This window comes from Bradyrhizobium sp. BRP22, assembly GCF_020194175.1.
Taxonomy (GTDB): Bacteria; Pseudomonadota; Alphaproteobacteria; order Rhizobiales; family Xanthobacteraceae; genus Bradyrhizobium.
Genome location: NZ_JADYVX010000037.1, coordinates 44,415 through 61,182 on the forward strand (window position 1 = coordinate 44,415; position 16,768 = coordinate 61,182).

Here is a 16,768-nt window from a genome sequence, read left to right on the forward strand (position 1 = left end):
AGACAATTTCGTCATCGAATAGGCGTGCCTTTACAACCTGTTATGCTATTGGGCTTGACAAAGTACCGTACAGGTAGAGTGATTGGACGTCCCAACAACGCAAAGTATTCGTGAAAACGAGGCAAGTACTGTGCACGGGACGATAAAACGACCTCCCAAAGCCCGCCGTAATCGATCGGCCGTCACGTCGCGACGCCGCCTGTTCGCGGATCGCATCCCTGCCGACTCGCCCCGGGGACGCCGCTTCACAGATCTCGTCCGCGTCTACACGGAAGACCTCGGCGGAGACGATCGGATCAGCGAGGCCACGCGCAATCATATCCGGCACATTGCGTTGCTGCAGTGTGTCCTCGAAGATTGCGAAGCCGACTACGTCAAGACCGGCAGCACCAGCCAGCGCGGACGGCTTGAATATCAGCGCCTGTCCAACACCCAGTCTCGTCTGATGAAGAACATCGGCTTGCTCTCGTCCACACCAGGACAGCGTGATGATGACGAGGACGATCTAGACCCCCTCACCTATGCAGAGCGTGGCGGCTCTCGCCGATCACACCGCGAACGTCTGGGAGACTGACGCATGAAAGACGGTACTGCAGCCGGTGCCCTCATCGAAGTGTCGATCACGATCAAGCCCGGCACTGCCTCTGCATCGTCCGATGGACGAATGACGGAAGCCGAGGCGATCGCCTATGACAATCAAGTCATTCTCCTCCTACTGGTGACCTGAATGGGAACGCGTCGTCATCGCGAACGGCTTGACGACACTCAGACCACCACCACACCCAAAACACCGATCAGGCTCCGGCTCGACACACCGCGACAATCAAGCCGCCTCACGCTGCTAGATGCAGTTCACGATCCGCAGATATTCCTTCCCTCGTTCTCTGACCCTGACGATTGGGAAGCTTGGTGGGCCTTCGTTGCGGCGATCTTCGCCTATGACATGACGCCCGAACAGTTGGCCCTGTTCGAGAAATGCACAGGCCGGAAAGTTCCTCCCGCGCAGCAAGTCAAAGAAGCGTGGCTTGTTGTCGGCAGACGTGGGGGCAAATCGCGCATCCTCGCGTTGATAGCCGTCTGGCTAGCTTCTTTCTTCAACTACAAGCCGTTCATTGCGCGCGGACAGCGTGCGGTCGTCCAGGTCATGGCCGCAGACCGCGAACAGACCCGCGAGATCATGGACTACATCAAGGGCTTTCTTGCCGAGTCGCGGATGCTCTCCCGGCTTGTCGAGAGTTCGACGATGAAATGGGTTCGATTGAAGAATGCGGTTTCGATCGAAGTCACGACCGCATCCTACAAGACTTCCAGAGGTCGCACTGTCGTCGCCGTTTTGGCAGACGAACTGGCTTTTTGGTCGAGCGAGGATAGCAGCAGCAACCCCGACACGGAAGTGATTGCGTCTGCTAGACCGTCGATGTTGACGATCCCGAATTCCATGCTGCTCTGCGCATCGTCTCCTCACGCTCGCAGGGGAGCGCTCTGGCAGGCCTACAAGAAGCATTTCGGACGGGAGTCCGATCGCATCCTCGTCTGGCAAGCCGATACCCTCACGATGCGGCCAACCGCGCCCGACTATGTCCGCGCGGAGATCGATCAAGCCTATCAGGACGATCCCGCGCAGGCCTCCGCGAACTTCGGAGCCTTGTTCCGCACCGATGTCGAGCAGTTCCTGTCGATTGAGGCTGTGGATGCCGTCACCGCCGATGACGAGCGTGAACGTCCGTACATGTCGCAGTTCAAGTATTTCGCGTTCGCCGATCCGTCAGGCGGCGCATCCGACTCATTTACGCTTGCGATCGGACATCGCGAGAATGGCATCGCGATCCTCGACCTAGTTCGGGAGGCACGACCGCCGTTCTCTCCGGAGGAGATCGTTGCTCAATACGCGACGCTGCTCAAGAGCTATCGGATTTCCACCGTCAAGGGCGATCGTTACGCTGGCGAATGGGTCCGGGAAGCGTTCCTGAAGCAGCGCATCACGTTCGAGCACAGTGAGAAGCCGAAGACGGCGCTCTACGCCGAGCTATTGCCCCTGATCAACTCCAAGAAATGCGAACTGATCGATCACCCTCGATTGCACTCGCAGCTACTCGCGCTCGAACGCCGCACTACGCGATCAGGTCGAGAGCAGATTGACCACCCGATCAATGGGAAAGACGACGTGGCGAATGCCGCTGCTGGTTGTTTGGTCAGCATGGGCACTCGTCGCTACAGATACGTGGCCGATTTGAGTTGGGTAGGAGGCCCCGAACATAGTGAACGCAGCAACGCTGCAGAACGACTGAGTACAATGATCAACATGAGGACGTTACCATGACTACGACCACAGAAAGTATCGAAGTGATCGACAAGCACGGCCGACGCGTTCGGCGTGACAGCATTCTTGAGGACGGCGACCGTCTCAGTGTTCGTGTGTCGATGATGGACAGCGCACATCCCGGACTGCAGTCAGCGACGGCAGTAACGCAGGCTTTGCGACGTGCCGAACAGTTCGATGCATCGCTCGCGGGACACAAGCCCGGCTTTCGTGTCGCGGATGCTGCGGTAACCGTCACCGCCGAGCATCTTCGGGAACAACGCGACGCGGCCATGTCGAACCGCTGGCGCAACCCGCCTCCGATTATCGATCAACAGCAGATGACGCCCACGACGGCGCCATCGAACGCGACCCTGACCCACGAACAACTAATCGCTGCGAGGGACAAGCGCATCTCGGAAGCTTGGAAAAGCTAAAGCAACCAGAGGCTCGCCAAAGCGAATGGCGGGCCTCACAACCATACGAAGGTAATCATCAATGTTCGAACTACCGCCCCGCGTACGATCGAAAATCATGACCCTCAAGGATGCGGAGCATCAGGCGCTCGCGATCCTGACGTCAACTCAACGCACCATTTCCGAGGCAAAGCATGCCTATGGCATCAACCCCCATGGCGACAAAGCGGACGCACTCAGACAGGAGATCGAGCGGCTGGAGTCAATGCAGCCTGCCAATAGCGCCCGCCACAGGGCCCTCGCCGACCTCAATGCGAAAATCGCGAGATACCTGGAGCTATTGCCGGCGCATGTCACGCTCGATGATGCGAAGCCGATCAAGCTGAAAGCAAAACCGAACGAGACGCACTTGCAAGCAGTGCAACGACTGCGGGGCGAGATTATGGGCCTTGTCTCGGAGCGCGGCCGTGTCGAACGGGCATCGCCAACCACCAAGGAAATGAAGGCTGCGGCACGTCGGTATATTCAATCTCTCGCTGAACAATATCCGGCACGCCTCATCATTGAGCACGGCAAATTTGAGCTAGAATTCGGGCGCGGCGTCATCGGGGAGAGAGCACCAACGCCTTTGGAAGTGCTCAGTTGGATTGACCCAGCACTCGTGCAGCATCGGCTTTATGAGATGATCGACGCAAGACCCAAACCCTCGCTGCAGATGGATGCAGCCGATCGCAAGCAGCGTCTCGATGAGATCAAGGCAGAATTGTTCGAACTCGAACGGCTTGAATGCGCGCATATCGATGCAGCGCGTGAGGAAGGGACGCTGATCGAGCACCGGCCGAACGTCGATATTCGAGCTTTGCTTGGTCTCGCGGTCCGCAGGATGGCGAGCGCAGCATGATCACGATCCTCGACGGCTTTTGGTCTCCGGGCTGTCGAGTCCGGGCGGTCGGGTTTTGGTAGTGGCCCGACGCGGCTCGATCTCCACGGGCGTGGCTTTATCGCGTTCGCGGAGTGGGCTGGGAGATGGTGTTAGACAAACCAGACCCCAGAGTCGGCAGTCGCCGCCCGACGACGTGGCCGACACCAATTCTTGATCGTGGCTCGCGTGCCCGCGCTGGTGCGACGATCAAGTCGATTGCGGAGAGCGTCCCGCGATCGAAAGCCCGCCGTCGTCTCGCTGTTTGTCCTTCCCAGTCGAGCGACGGCGGGCCATTAGTCGCAAGGAAACTGTACAGCCGACCCGTCTTCATGCTTGGCGAGGAATTCCGTCATCACCTCGTAAGCAACAGCACGCTCGCGTAGCCAATCCTCGACGAGCGTAACGTGCTCTTGATCAAAGTGCCAATTGATCATGTCGAACAGCACTTCTTCGATGCCCCTTCCCGCTCGCAGGCTTGGACTCCAGCAATGATATTCATCTGGCTCACCGAACTCATCGAGCTCCAAGTTCATTGTACACTCTCAATCTGGGCGGCGACGTCTAAGCGCTCTCTAGGCAATGCCCGCTTAGATTTATCGGTTCGGCGTTGCTGGTATCGCTTAAGAACTGTTGCGAGTTCAGCCCAAGTGTTGGCCGCGGACGTGGAAGACTCGACCAATTCAGTCACCACATTATCCTCCAATTGGTCTAACTGATTGCTGTCCACGTTGTAGTAGCCAAGGCCAACTTTTTGCCGCTCCGCCTGCGCCACGAAGTCATAGGCCCATCGTCGAGCGCGGTCATAGTCATTTTCCTTCCGCGGCTCTTGCTTGTCTAATTCGTCACGCAGCCGCTTCACTGACCAATGCATAGCGGCTGCCTTTTTCAGCCAACTAACCCGATCATTGGGCTCGAGCGCCGCGACGGCGACGTGATGGCTGAAGCTCAGAGCCTCATTTCGTAATGAGGGAGGAAATTTGCGAGCCACGGTGCCCAGGTTCATCAAGCTCCCGAATTCGTAAGGAAGCTTCTTTGCCGCCTCGGCGCGGTTGCCGTAGTTATGATGTCCGTAGACCCACCAATCGCCCAGCGCCCATTGGATGCCCGTTTCGATGGTCATGAGCCTCTTTCCGATGGCTTTCCATTGCTCAATGTGGAGTCCGGGCGGCATGAACAGCCCGGTTTGGGATATCTCGGCGTGGTGGGGAAGGTCTGGTGTGATCGGATCAGAAGAACGTTCTAGGTCTCTCCATTCCGTTTCCTTGTCAGCCAACTTGAACAGGGTGAGTGGTGATAATCGCTTGATCATGACGGTGCTCCGTTCTTCAGGAGCACATCATCAAGCACAGTCGATCACCAATGAAACTGGCATAAAATCGGAGTTATGGTTCCTCAATGAGATCATCGTTAAATGGCTGACGCAGATTTGTCATAGGACGAGCCGCGTCGAATTCGCGCCAGTTTGGCCCCTTGAGCTCGGCTTCGATTGGTAGCGTGTTGTTTTTCCGGATGTGTTCTCGGACTATGTCCCGGTCCGCCTCGGGATAGATCTTGAGCGCAATATCGATGAAGGCGTCCGCTACTTCGTCGGGCACGCGCCGCCTACCAATCCGTTTTCGGTAACGCTGCAGCTCTTGTTGAACAATGACGAAGGCGTTGAACGAGAACCATGTCCTGTCGCTACCCCCAGGTAACGAAGGGCGGCCCCGCTTCTTTTTCGCAGGCGGTTCCGTGTATGCATTCGCCAACAACTCCACTCGGCGTTCGGTTTTGATGTGGAAGTCGTCAGACGTCGCAGAGCCAGTAAGAAATTCTTTGATTTCGCGCAGCTGCTCGTTGAGCGCGGCGATCTCGTCATCCTTCATCATTCTCTCAACTGTCACGCTTTTCGATGGCTTTTAGTGCTCCCGGAGGCAGGTTCGCGTACATCGCCTCGATCTGGGCCTTTGCACTGATCGTTGATTGCACGATGATGTTCACGAGCGAGAACAACTGTAGTGCAGTTGCCTTGTCATCCTTCAAATCGAGCTCGCCGGGATGAACTGCATTGTTGCCTGTAACGCGGACGACATCGAGCGCTTGCTGAACCCTCTTGTCCAACCCCTTCTTGACGAGGTTGCCAATGGACTTGTTAAGGTTGTCGCCATCCTCATCCAGATGAGGCATCAGTTTCTGTATCGCGAGACGAAGCAAAGCTGCCGCACTACGCGGTGAACTGTCTACGATCTCCGCCGCCTCGATGAAGTCCGGCTTTATATCCGCAGGCATATCGTCATGAGGCAAGATCGCAACGTCGTGCGACGGATAAACTATGCGTTCGCCCACCCAGATGGTGAACCCCTTGCAGCTATGACATTGGCTGAGGTTCAGGTTGATCATCTCCCAGGTCGATGAGACCGAATGCCGATTGACGAGATATGTCACCTCGTTCTTATCAAACCGATCTAGGAAGCTGAGCAGAGAAGTCTGCTTTCTCTCGTCAAAATCTTCGGCGTCACGATTTGCGTTCTTCAAGGTTTTCCTGAGATCGGCAGCCATCTGCGCCGTGCATACGCTTGGTTTCTTGTCTTTCTGAAAGTGCTCTGGAATGACTTTGAACCAATGCTGGTCGGCGAGTGCGCCACAATGGGCGCATGAAAAGCTCTCCCCCCCAAACGTCGGGGGCACGGGCGCGCGGGACATGTCTAGCTAGGCTCCTGATGCAATCCGATCTTCCAGACCGGTGGGCTTGGGGAACGACCCATGTCGTTGTCCATCAATCTGCCACGGAACCGGAGGCGGGAGTCCCTACCCATTCCGGGTTCGTACACTTATTCACAACCGTAAATTTCAAAGCTGGAGATCGTTTTACGTTCCCCGAGGACGCAGTGCGGGCGTCCCTCATGCGTCCAGTCCGTCCCGGAGGGGAAATCCTCCTCCCCGGGGAAAACCCGCCCCAGAGCTCTCCTTACCGGTGCTGTCCTAGTTAGGACGCTCAAGGAGGCAATTGAGGCGGCTTGTCCGCTTTCGAAGACGAAAGCCTGTCATAGACCAATCGACAGACCTCCAGCACAACCAAGCTTCCGAAGGCGCCAGCTAGCCCGAAAAACCAAGCAGATAAGCCGACCACGAGCGAGGCGCCCGCGATGAGTGCCGCGACTTTGTAAACCTCTCGCTTCCATGAAGAGTGAGCCATTGCGGCAGCCTATGGCAAATTAGGACACTCTCAAAATCAGCTTAGGACAAGGGTCAAAATACTGGCACTACCTGCTTACCGGCTTAAAGGAGCGGGGGATCAAAATGCAGATCAAACCTTCTCTATCTTTACTCAACTTCCGCAAGGGAAAGGTCGAAAGTGCCGATTTGACGGGGCTAACTTGAATTTGACCCTATTTCGGATTGAGACAGCGTTAAAGAGAAGATTAACGGACAGGCAAAAGACATGTCCGTCCCGCCGCCTCCCGTTCCGCCGCAAACCACCGCCGTCATTGCGAGCGCAGCGAAGCAATCCACCCCCTCCACACGCGCGGACGCAATGGATTGCTTCGCTGCGCTCGCAATGACGTTGAGAGAGCGGCCTGCTCAATCTATCCGCTCACCTTGTCGGGTTGCGAGAGCCCGCTCAACTCCCCTTCGCCGCCTTCGCTTTCATCTTCATTTCGCGGTAGCGCGTGGCGCCGCCTTCGCGGGTCACTTGCGGGCTGCGTTCGACGGCCATTGCTTCGTCGGGCACGTCCTTGGTGATGACGGAGCCCGAGCCGATATAGGCGCCGGCGCCGATCTTCACCGGTGCGACCAGCGAGGAGTTGGTGCCTATAAAGGCGCCCTTGCCGATCAGGGTCTTGTGCTTGAGAAAGCCGTCATAGTTGCAGGTGATGGTGCCAGCGCCGAGATTGGAGTTGGCGCCGACATGCGCGTCGCCGACATAGGAAAGGTGATTGACCTTGACGCCTTCCTCCAGGATCGCGGCCTTGGTCTCCACGAAATTGCCGATCCGGGCGCCGTCGCCGAGCGAGGTGCCGGGCCGCAGGCGCGCATAGGGACCGATCGAGACTTTCTTGCCGATCGTGGCCTCGACGATATGCGAGAAGGAGTGGATCACCGCGCCGTCGCCGATGGTCACGCCGGGGCCGATCACAACGAAAGGCTCGATGGTCACGTCGCGGCCGAACTTGGTGTCTGCGGCGAGATAGACGGTTTCGGGCGCAATCAGCGTCACGCCGGCGTCCATCGCAGCCTTGCGCAACCGCGCCTGCAGCACCGCTTCGGCCTCCGCAAGCTGGGCCTTGGTGTTGATGCCGCGCACTTCGTCTTCGCTGGTCTCGATCACGACGGCCTCCAATCCTTTTTCACGTACGATGGTGACGGCATCGGTCAGGTAATATTCGCCCTTGGAGTTGGCATTGCCGATCGCCTCGAGGATGCCCAGCGCCTTGCGCCCGTCGAACGCCATCACACCGGCATTGCACAGCGTGATCTTGCGCTCCTCGGCGCTGGCATCGGCCTGCTCGCGGATGGCAACGAGCCTGCCGTTCTCGACCACAAGCCGCCCGTAGCCGGTGGGATCGGCGGCGCGGAAGCCGAGCACGGCGAGCGTCGCACCGTTCTTCAGCGGCGCGCGCAATCGCTCGAAGGTCTCGGCCGAGATCAGCGGCGTGTCGCCGAAAGCAATAAGAAGATCGTCGGCGCCACCACTGATCGCCTCGCGCGCCGCCAGCACCGCGTGCGCAGTGCCGAGCCGCTCGCGCTGCACGAAGGTCCTGGCATCGGGGCGGATGCGCCGCGTTTCATCCGCGACCGCCTGATGGTCCGGGCCGACCACGACCGACAGCGAAGCGCCTGCTCCCTTCGGAGCGGCATGGAGCACGTGGGACAGCAGCGATTGCCCGGCCACGGGATGCAGGACCTTCGGCAGCGAGGATCGCATGCGCGTGCCCTCGCCGGCCGCGAGCACCACCGTCAGGCTGGATCGTGCAGTCATCAAGAACCCTCAAACATCGTGCGCCGATCGCGCCAAACCGTCCTACAAGCCGTCTTAATTGGTTTCCCGGGGAGAAGAAACCTGTTCGCCTCCCGGCTGGTTACGGATTCAAGTTCCCCGCGCATTTCCTGTTAATCTTTGCGGCGTGATTCGGCGGGCCTTGAGGAGGGCCAAAGGGGTTTTGGCCAAGGATCGTGACAATCTGGCTGGCGATCTCGGCGCAGAAAGCACCGGCGGTCTCTTCACAGGCTTCCTTGCCGAGGAAGACGAATTCGACCGCCGCACGCTGTGGCGCCTCGGCTCCTGGGGTTTTGCCGCCGTGGGCGCCGTCACGCTGGCGGTGCTCGCCAACCAGTCCTCGCTCGGCTGGCGCCGCGACGCCGCGGCGGTGACGCGGCAGGCGCAGCAGATCCAGATGCTCAACAAAGAGAGCCAGAACGAGGCGCGGCGGCTTGCGTCGGCGATCGAGACGCTCAATTCCGACCGCGACCGGCTTTACGCCCGCGTTACCGAGTTGGAGCAGGGATTGGATTCCGTCACCGGTGCGATTACGAAGCAGAGCGCAGCAGCAGCGCCGCAGCCCGCTCCAGCGCCAGTTCCCGTGTCTGTGCAGGAGCCGGCGGCGCAGCCGATCCCAACGCCGGTTTTGGCGCCAATCGCCGTAACGGCACCCGCTGCAGCCGCGCCGGAGCGGCCCGCCGCCGAAAAGCCGGCGGCCTTGGACAAGCTAGTGGCCGTGGCGACCGAGAAGCCTCCTGCGGAGAAACCGCCAGTCGTCGCCGCTGACACGCCGCCGGCCACCGCCCCGCCGGCAGGCAATCCGGACCCGGCCAACGCCGCGGCATCGTCTCTGCCGACGATGCCGCTGGTCGCCCCGACGCCGATGATCGGGCCGCCCGATCCGACTGCGAGCAAGCCGGCCGACTCAGCAAAGCCCGCAGCCGTTACGGCCAGCCCGATGCCGGAGGTGGTCGCCGCCGCGCCTGCCGCCGGTGACGGGGAGAAGGTGAAAGAGGACGTGAACGCGCCGAAAGCCGAGATACAGCGCACCGAATTCGGGGTCGATCTCGGCACCGCCAATTCGGTGCCGGGGCTGCGCGCGCTATGGCGGGGACTGTTGAAATCGCGCTCGAACGCACCGCTGTTCAAGCTGCGCCCGATCATCGTGATCAGGGAAGGCACCAACGGGCTCGGCATGCAGCTTCGCCTGGTCGCGGGCCCGCTCCGCGACGCCGGCGCCGCGGCGAAGATCTGCGCAGTGCTTGCCGAGAACGGCCGGGCCTGCGAAACGGCGATCTTTGATGGCCAGCGCCTGACGCTCAAGGACGAGCCGCCGCCGGCCACCGCGGCGCCCGCCAAGCCTGCACCACGCCGGCACGCAACGCCGAAACGGGCGGCGGTGGTGGTCGAGGAGCCGCCCAACAAGCCGGAGCCACCACCTGCTCCTTCCGCGGTCTCGACGATCACGTCGCTGTTCGGCCGCAAGGAGCAATAACCGGCGTGACCGCAAGACGTTGCGGCCACATTTTCACCCGCTTTCACGCCGCCTGAAGCGACTTGTCCTCAATCTGTTTCCCGACCATATTCGCGCGATGACAAAGCCCCCGTTTCGCCTTACGCCCTATCAAGTGCAGTTCCTGCTGATCGTCGGTTTCCTGACCGTCGGCTACGCGCTGTATCTGCGCTATCTCGTGGTCGAGTTCTCGCCGGTCGCGCTCGCCTGCGATGCTGGCCTGCAGACCATGAACTGCAAGATGCGGGTGCTGGCGACGACCCTGTTCAAGAACTCGGTGTTCGGCATCGTGGCGCTCGTCATCGCGACGCTGCACGTGCTGCGGCCGTCGATCGTCCTGATGACCGGCGGGCTGATCGCCGCCGGGCTCGGGATCGTGCTCTACAATGTCGCGCTGTCGGGGATCGCGATCGGCCTGCTCATTTTGGGCTTTGCGCGACCCGCGCCCGCCACAGCGTAATCGCCAGCAACAGATACATCGCGCAGGTCCAGACCGACTGCCAGTTGTCGGTGCCCTCGTTGAAGAAGGTGTAGCCGGCCGCGACCACCAGAAGGCCGGCGAACACGGCCTCCGCGATCGGCCGTATCCCTTCCTGAGGCCGGTTGAGCAGCATCAGCAGCGCAAACGGCACCACGGCCATGGTGAGCGATGCGAACGGAAAGTCCTTGTAGCGCGGGTCGAAGGTGAAGCCGAGCGCCGTTTCCGCCCCGATCACGGTCGTCACAACAAGCGAAAGCCCGAGCAGCGCGGTGAGCAGCGTGCCCTGCCGGTATTGGCGCGGCCCGAGCAGTTCGAGGAAGGTCGGCAGCGACTTCCCCGCCATCAGCGCGTAAGCCGACAGGATCGGCGCGAGGACCGCGGCCGCCAGCAGTGCACCCCATTGCACCCACCCGCCGGTGCCGTAGCTCTCATAGATCATCTTGTCGATGGCGACGCCGAGCAGGATCCCGGCGCTGGTTGCGGAGATGCCGACCGCGATCCAGGACATGATCCGCGGCGCCCATGGCCGCCGCCGGACTGTCAACCACGCCACCACGAAGATGATGCAGGCCAGGCCCAGGCCTGCGCCCATATACCATTTCCACAGCGGATAATTGCTGACGGCGATGCCGGGCGGATACTTCACCACCCGTTTGACGGAATCGAACAGGCCCCAATAACCGCCGACCGTGCCCTCGAGCTGGCGCTTCCAGGGCTGGTCATAGGCCTCGATCAGATTGACGCGAAAGCCCTCGCGCTTGGCGAGGTCGAGGATCTCCGAGACGATCCGCGCCTGGTTGGTGCGCGACGGCAGCGCGCCCTCGCGCATCCTGCCCATGCTCGGCCAGCCGGTCTCGCCGATCAGGATCTCCTTGCCCGGAAACGCCACCGCCATGCGCTTGCGGATGGCGTCGACATGGGCGGCGGCGAATTTCGCCCGCACCGGCATGTCTTCCCAGTAAGGCAGGATGTGAATGGTGACGAAATCGACGGCGTCATAAACCTCGCGGTTGCGCAGCCAATATTCCCAGACATCGGCATAGGTCACGGGCACCTGGACCTGCGCCTTCACCGCGCGGACATAGGCCGCGAGATCCGCGGTCGTCATCTCCCCGCGCAGCAGCACTTCGTTGCCGACGACCAGCGCCGTGATCACGCCCGGATATTGCTTGGCGAGCCCGACCGCGATCGCGATCTGCGCCTGGTTCTTGAGCCGGTCGCTGCCGAGCCAGATGCCCTGGATGACCTTCAGCCCGACCTTCGCGGCGAGGCCGGGCACCTGGTCGAGCCCGTTCTCGATCGAATAGGTGCGCACGCAATCGGTCACCTTGGCGAGGTCAGCCAGATCCTGTGCGATCTGCTCGGCCGGAATCTGCGTGGTGCGGATCAGCGGCGTCTGCGTGTCGCGGAACGGCGCATAAGAGACGCATTGCAGCTTTGCATTGGGATCGATCGGGGCGCGCGCAAGCGTAATCGGCGTGGCGAGCCACCACCACACGGCCGCAATCGTACCCAGCGATATCAGGAGAAGCGCCAGTGGCGTACGAAGAGAAATCAGTTCCATCCTCCGGGGGACCGTCGATTAACCGGTCACGCACCGTCTGCCAAGACCACGAGTCGGGCAATACCAAGGTTGTCCTGCGACAGTTTTGCGCTGTTGCGATAAAGTTGTGACGTTGCTGGACAAAATCTGAAATACCGGTCATGGGATTCCGCCAGCGTCTCCGCCGCACTGGAGACCTATTTGGACGGCATTACGCCATGGCCGTTTGGGATGATTTGTTGGGCGGGAAATCGATCGGGGAAGGTATGGGTCGACGGGTGCTTCAGTTCAAAATCGCGGTCTTGCGCCATTTCGCCACTGCTGGCCTCGCGCTTCTGATCGGTACCGGTGCCGCTTTCTCCCAAAGCGGTAACCCGAATCCGCAGGATCAGTCGAAACAGGGCAGCAACCCCTCCGACGCCACCAAGGAGAACCAGCGCAAGACCGACGAGTTCGTCGAGGCCACGCAGGCGATCAACGGCCCGGCCGGAAACCCCGAATGCGTCTGGCTCGGGCGGCGGGTGGTGCGGCTGATGTGGCTCGACGATCTCGACACCGCTTTCCGCCACCTCGACCTTTACGACCGCTTCGGATGCCCCGGCGGCCATGTGCAGGCGACCTTCCGCTGCCTGACCCGGTTCGGCGCCACGATCGACGACAAGGTGCCGCGCAGCCTCGATGGCCGCATCCACGCCTGCTGGATCAACCCCGGAGCCCAGCCGCCGGCGGCCGCCGCCGCAGCGGCAGCGCCGAACCCGCAAGCGTCGCCCGCAACCGCCGGCAACGCCGCGCCGGCGCCGGCCGCCTCACCTTCTCCGTCGCCGTCGGCGTCGCCCTCGCCGGCCGCGAAATGACCGCCTTCAACTTTGGAACGATTGCGATTTCCGTGCTTTGAGCCGCGTGGCGCCCTCAAAACGCCATGCGGTCATATCAGTTGTGGAATCGCGTGGCAGGATTATCTTGCAGCTTGCCGCCATGTCGGTCGAACCTAGGGGACGGGTTCGCTTTCTCCTCACATAGCAGCCCCCGTATGGTTTAGCCGCGATGCGCGCTGTCGCCGCCGTTCTGTTGCTTGTCACCGCCGCGCATGCCGCGCTCTGGGGCCTTCTCCAGGAAAAACAGCATGCTCCTGACTTCCGCGGCACGTTGCCGAGCGTCTCCTATGCCCCCTTCGAGGGCAGCGCGCATCCCGACGTCGACAATATTCCGCAGGCCGAGAAGATTCGCGCCGACCTGAAGAAGCTGTCGACGATGACGCGCGCGATCCGCCTGTACTCGTCGACCGGCGGCGTCGAACTGGTCCCGCCGATCGCCGCCGAATTCGGTTTGAAGGTCACGGTCGGCGCCTGGATCGACAAGAATTCGGAGCGCAACGAGCGCGAGATCGACGCCGCCATCAACCTCGCCCGGCGCAACAGCAACGTCATCGGCGTCGTCGTCGGCAACGAGGTGATCTATCGCGGCGAGCAGAAGATCGACGACCTGATCGAGTTGATCAAGCGCGTCAAGAAATCGGTCAACGTTCCCGTCACCACAGGCGAAATCTGGAACATCTGGCGCGATTATCCACAGCTTGCCAATTCCGTCGATTTCATCGCCGCCCACGTCCTGCCTTACTGGGAGAACTTCACGGCCCAGCAGGCGGTCGACCAGGCGGTCGCCATGTTCCAGCTCTTGCGCGACCAGTTCCCCGGCAAGCGCATCGTGATTGCCGAGTTCGGCTGGCCGAGTGCGGGCTACAATCTCCGCAATGCCGAGCCCGGCCCGTTCGAGCAGGCCTCCGTGCTGCGCAATTTCGTCACCCGCGCCGAAGCCATCGGCATGGACTACAACATCGTCGAGGCGATCGATCAGCCCTGGAAGTTCTTCGAAGGCGGCGTCGGCCCCTATTGGGGCATCCTGAATGCTTCCCGCGAACCGAAATTCGCCTGGACCGGGCCGATCGTGAACGAGAACTACTGGAAGCTCGCGGTGATCGCCCTGCTCGTCGGCATCCTGATGTCGCTGCCGATCCTGCGCCTGGAACGCCCGACGGTGATGCAGGCCTTGATGCTCTCGGCCGCCGCCAATGCCGTCGGCGCCTGGGTCGCGACTGTCTTCGCCTATTGGGCCGGGCATTATTTCGTGTTCGGTTCGGCGTTTGCGCTGACGCTTGGCCTGATCCTGCTGGTTCCGCTGATTCTGATCGCGATGGCGCGGATCGAGGAGATCGCCGATGTGGCCTTCGGGCACGGTCCGCGCCGGCTGATCACGAAGAGCGCTCCGGTCGCGCCCGCCACCATTGGTGAGCAGGTCGCCTTCCCGAAGGTCTCGATCCACATCCCGGCTTATTATGAGCCGGTGGAGATGCTGAAGCAGACGCTCGATGCCGTGTCGCGGCTCGATTACCCGAATTTCGAATGCGTCTGCATCATCAACAACACGCCTGATCCCGCGTTCTGGCAGCCGATCCAGGATCACTGCCGCGCGCTCGGCGAGCGCTTCAAGTTCATCAATGCCGAGAAGGTCCAGGGCTTCAAGGCCGGTGCCTTGCGGATTGCCATGGACCGCACCGCGGCGGACGCCGAGATCATCGGCATCATCGATGCCGACTATGTCGTGCATCCCGACTGGCTGAAGGACCTCGTGCCCGTGTTCGCCGACCCGCGCGTCGGCCTGGTGCAGGCGCCGCAGGAGCACCGCGACGGCGACCGCTCGCTGATGCACTACATCATGAACGGCGAATATGCCGGCTTCTTCGACATCGGCATGGTCCAGCGCAACGAGCACAACGCCATCATCGTGCATGGCACGATGTGCCTGATCCGCCGCGCGGCGATGGACATGGCCGGCGGCTGGTCCAGCGACACCATCTGCGAGGACACCGATCTCGGGCTTGCCATCATCGAGCGCGGCTGGCTGACGCACTACACCAACCAGCGCTATGGCGAAGGCCTGTTGCCCGACACCTATGAGGCCTTCAAGAAGCAGCGCCACCGCTGGGCCTATGGCGGCTTCCAGATCGTGAAGAAGCATTGGCGGCGTTTCCTGCCCGGCGCGAGCCGGCTCTCGCCCGACCAGCGCCGCGAATTCTCGCTCGGCTGGCTGAACTGGCTCGGCGCCGAAAGCCTCGGCGTGCTGGTCGCGATCCTCAATCTGATCTGGGTGCCGATCGTCGCCTTTGCCGACATCGCCATCCCCGACAAGATCCTGACGCTGCCAATCATCGCCTCCTTCGTCGTCTCGCTCGTGCATTTCGTCGCGCTGTACCGCATGCGGGTGAAGGTGAAGGCCGGGCAGATGCTCGGCGCCATGATCGCGGCGATGAGCGTGCAATGGACGGTGTCGCGCGCCGTGGCGCAGGGATTGATCACCGAGCACCTGGCCTTCGCCCGCACCTCCAAGGGCGGGCTGTCGCGGATGTCGATCGAATTCCAGGCGTTCTGGGAAGCGGTGATCGGCGTCCTCCTGCTGGTCGGCGCCGCCGTCCTGGTCGCGACGAACGGGTTCAAGCAGGTCCGCGAGATCTACATCTTCGCCGGCGTGCTGGTGCTGCAGAGCCTGCCGTTCCTCGCCGCGGTCGCAATCGCGATCCTGGAGAATTCGCGGATCAACTCGTTCTCGTTCTGGCGCAACAGCGCCATCCGCACCGCGGAACTGATCGGCTTGCGCCCGGTCGCCATGCCCACGATCGCCGCCCCCTCCCAGCAGGCCGCCTCCGAAATCCGCCGCGACGCCAATTGAGATACCGGAAGCCGTGGACTAGTTTCGCGGCCAGGCTTGAGGAACCGTCCTAACCGCCAGCTAACCCAGGGAAATCCCGGCTCGGACCACCAGACGTTTGCTGCGTTTGCGCTATTGACCCGTCGGGCCCCGCCCCCTACACAGCGCGGGCTGGAGCATGATCCGGAAAACGGAAGCAGGTTTCCGGCGGATCATGGTCAGATAAGAGTTGGAACGGGATGACGGCTCAGGCAGTCATCACGCTTCGGAGAGTGAGCGCGTAGCTCAGGCGGTAGAGCACGTGACTTTTAATCATGGGGTCGAGGGTTCGAGTCCCTCCGCGCTCACCAAACAAATCAAGTGCTTGGTCTCAAATCCCACGACGAATCTGTAGGCCCGAGACCGCTTGCGCCCGCGATGAACATCCGGGCCTAGCGGCGGCCAGCGCGTCGGCGGTCTCTACGTTTACTGCTTGGTTGGCAATTTCACGGGGACCTGCGGCGTCATGCTGACAACCCTCACGCTGCCGTCGGCGTGACTCTTCAGCGTCTCCAAGACCAGAAAGAACTTTTCCGCAAGCATGGCGGCCTCCCCTGGCAGGTGTTTTGCGAAACACGCATATCATTCCCGTCATTCCCGCAAAACCAAACTACAGCATAGGACACTCCGAAAATCGGCCCGAGTCACGACGGGTCAAATACGGGGACCATGCGCAGCCCCCTCAGCGCAGGCTAGGCAACGCCGCCAGTAGCGGCACAGGACCGGGCTAGCTGCCAGCAAACTGGAACAGCAAGGCACGGAGCTCACCCTAAAGTAGCGGCAGTGGTTTTCCGGATATATCGCGATCACCGCCCGGCGTAAGAGGTATTGAGGGAATGCACACGTGCGTATGGGAGTTGCGTAAGTGCGGCAGAAGCTCCGAATTTCCAAGA

General features: G+C 61.2%; 15 protein-coding genes and 1 tRNA gene. 10 read left to right on the forward strand and 6 right to left on the reverse strand.

The genetic code is table 11. From position 1 onward, the window contains the following. The first annotated feature begins 82 nt into the window (after positions 1–82). From I6F35_RS32285 to I6F35_RS32305, 5 genes are all read left to right on the forward strand, one after another. A complete protein-coding gene (locus I6F35_RS32285) occupies positions 83–574 on the forward strand; it encodes a hypothetical protein (RefSeq protein ID WP_225121677.1) in 492 nt (163 codons plus the stop codon). A gap of 3 nt (positions 575–577) precedes the next feature. After that, the gene (locus tag I6F35_RS32290) at positions 578–727 is read left to right on the forward strand and encodes a hypothetical protein (protein ID WP_225121678.1); all 150 of its coding nucleotides are present in this window, start codon (positions 578–580) and stop codon (positions 725–727) included. Further along, positions 728–2,320 (forward strand): hypothetical protein, encoded by a 1,593-nt coding sequence (locus I6F35_RS32295; protein ID WP_225121679.1) that lies wholly within the window; start codon positions 728–730, stop codon positions 2,318–2,320. Continuing rightward, positions 2,317–2,736, forward strand: coding sequence for a hypothetical protein (locus I6F35_RS32300; RefSeq protein ID WP_225121680.1), 420 nt, complete (start codon positions 2,317–2,319; stop codon positions 2,734–2,736). Before I6F35_RS32295 ends, I6F35_RS32300 begins: the two co-directional genes overlap by 4 nt. A 97-nt stretch (positions 2,737–2,833) precedes the next feature. Beyond that, entirely contained in the window at positions 2,834–3,616 is a 783-nt protein-coding gene (locus I6F35_RS32305; protein ID WP_225121681.1) for a hypothetical protein, read from the forward strand. Positions 3,617–3,930: 314 nt separating this feature from the next. Here I6F35_RS32305 and I6F35_RS32310 read toward each other — a convergent pair whose 3' ends face one another. From I6F35_RS32310 to glmU, 5 genes are all read right to left on the reverse strand, one after another. Next, the gene (locus I6F35_RS32310) at positions 3,931–4,170 is read right to left on the reverse strand and encodes a hypothetical protein (RefSeq protein WP_225121682.1); all 240 of its coding nucleotides are present in this window, start codon (positions 4,168–4,170) and stop codon (positions 3,931–3,933) included. Continuing rightward, positions 4,167–4,946 (reverse strand): hypothetical protein, encoded by a 780-nt coding sequence (locus I6F35_RS32315; RefSeq protein WP_225121683.1) that lies wholly within the window; start codon positions 4,944–4,946, stop codon positions 4,167–4,169. The genes I6F35_RS32310 and I6F35_RS32315 overlap by 4 nt, the downstream gene beginning before the upstream one ends. 73 nt (positions 4,947–5,019) lie before the next feature. Further along, positions 5,020–5,502: a hypothetical protein gene (locus I6F35_RS32320; RefSeq protein WP_225121684.1), complete on the reverse strand. Its 483-nt coding sequence runs from the start codon at positions 5,500–5,502 to the stop codon at positions 5,020–5,022. 7 nt (positions 5,503–5,509) lie between these two features. Next, positions 5,510–6,319 (reverse strand): DUF4145 domain-containing protein, encoded by an 810-nt coding sequence (locus tag I6F35_RS32325; RefSeq protein ID WP_225121685.1) that lies wholly within the window; start codon positions 6,317–6,319, stop codon positions 5,510–5,512. A gap of 919 nt (positions 6,320–7,238) precedes the next feature. Further along, the gene (gene glmU / locus I6F35_RS32330) at positions 7,239–8,597 is read right to left on the reverse strand and encodes a bifunctional UDP-N-acetylglucosamine diphosphorylase/glucosamine-1-phosphate N-acetyltransferase GlmU (protein ID WP_225121686.1); all 1,359 of its coding nucleotides are present in this window, start codon (positions 8,595–8,597) and stop codon (positions 7,239–7,241) included. A gap of 181 nt (positions 8,598–8,778) precedes the next feature. Between glmU and I6F35_RS32335 the strand changes: the two genes are divergently transcribed. Both I6F35_RS32335 and I6F35_RS32340 read left to right on the forward strand, forming a co-directional pair. Next, a complete protein-coding gene (locus I6F35_RS32335) occupies positions 8,779–10,092 on the forward strand; it encodes a hypothetical protein (RefSeq protein WP_225121687.1) in 1,314 nt (437 codons plus the stop codon). A 97-nt stretch (positions 10,093–10,189) separates the two neighbouring features. After that, positions 10,190–10,570, forward strand: coding sequence for a hypothetical protein (locus I6F35_RS32340; RefSeq protein WP_225121688.1), 381 nt, complete (start codon positions 10,190–10,192; stop codon positions 10,568–10,570). Here I6F35_RS32340 and I6F35_RS32345 read toward each other — a convergent pair. Further along, positions 10,530–12,155 (reverse strand): beta-(1-6) glucans synthase, encoded by a 1,626-nt coding sequence (locus I6F35_RS32345; protein ID WP_225121689.1) that lies wholly within the window; start codon positions 12,153–12,155, stop codon positions 10,530–10,532. The two genes, I6F35_RS32340 and I6F35_RS32345, sit on opposite strands and share 41 nt — an antisense overlap. Before the next feature lie 245 nt (positions 12,156–12,400). Here I6F35_RS32345 and I6F35_RS32350 point away from each other — a divergent pair, with 245 nt between their 5' ends. The 3 genes from I6F35_RS32350 to I6F35_RS32360 all read left to right on the forward strand — a co-directional run bounded on the left by I6F35_RS32350 (position 12,401) and on the right by I6F35_RS32360 (position 16,186). Next, positions 12,401–12,988: a beta-1-3, beta-1-6-glucan biosynthesis protein gene (locus I6F35_RS32350; protein ID WP_225121710.1), complete on the forward strand. Its 588-nt coding sequence runs from the start codon at positions 12,401–12,403 to the stop codon at positions 12,986–12,988. A gap of 190 nt (positions 12,989–13,178) precedes the next feature. Beyond that, positions 13,179–15,857, forward strand: coding sequence for a glycosyltransferase (locus tag I6F35_RS32355; RefSeq protein ID WP_225121690.1), 2,679 nt, complete (start codon positions 13,179–13,181; stop codon positions 15,855–15,857). Positions 15,858–16,110: 253 nt separating this feature from the next. Continuing rightward, positions 16,111–16,186 (forward strand) — tRNA-Lys (locus I6F35_RS32360). Positions 16,187–16,768: the final 582 nt, after the last annotated feature.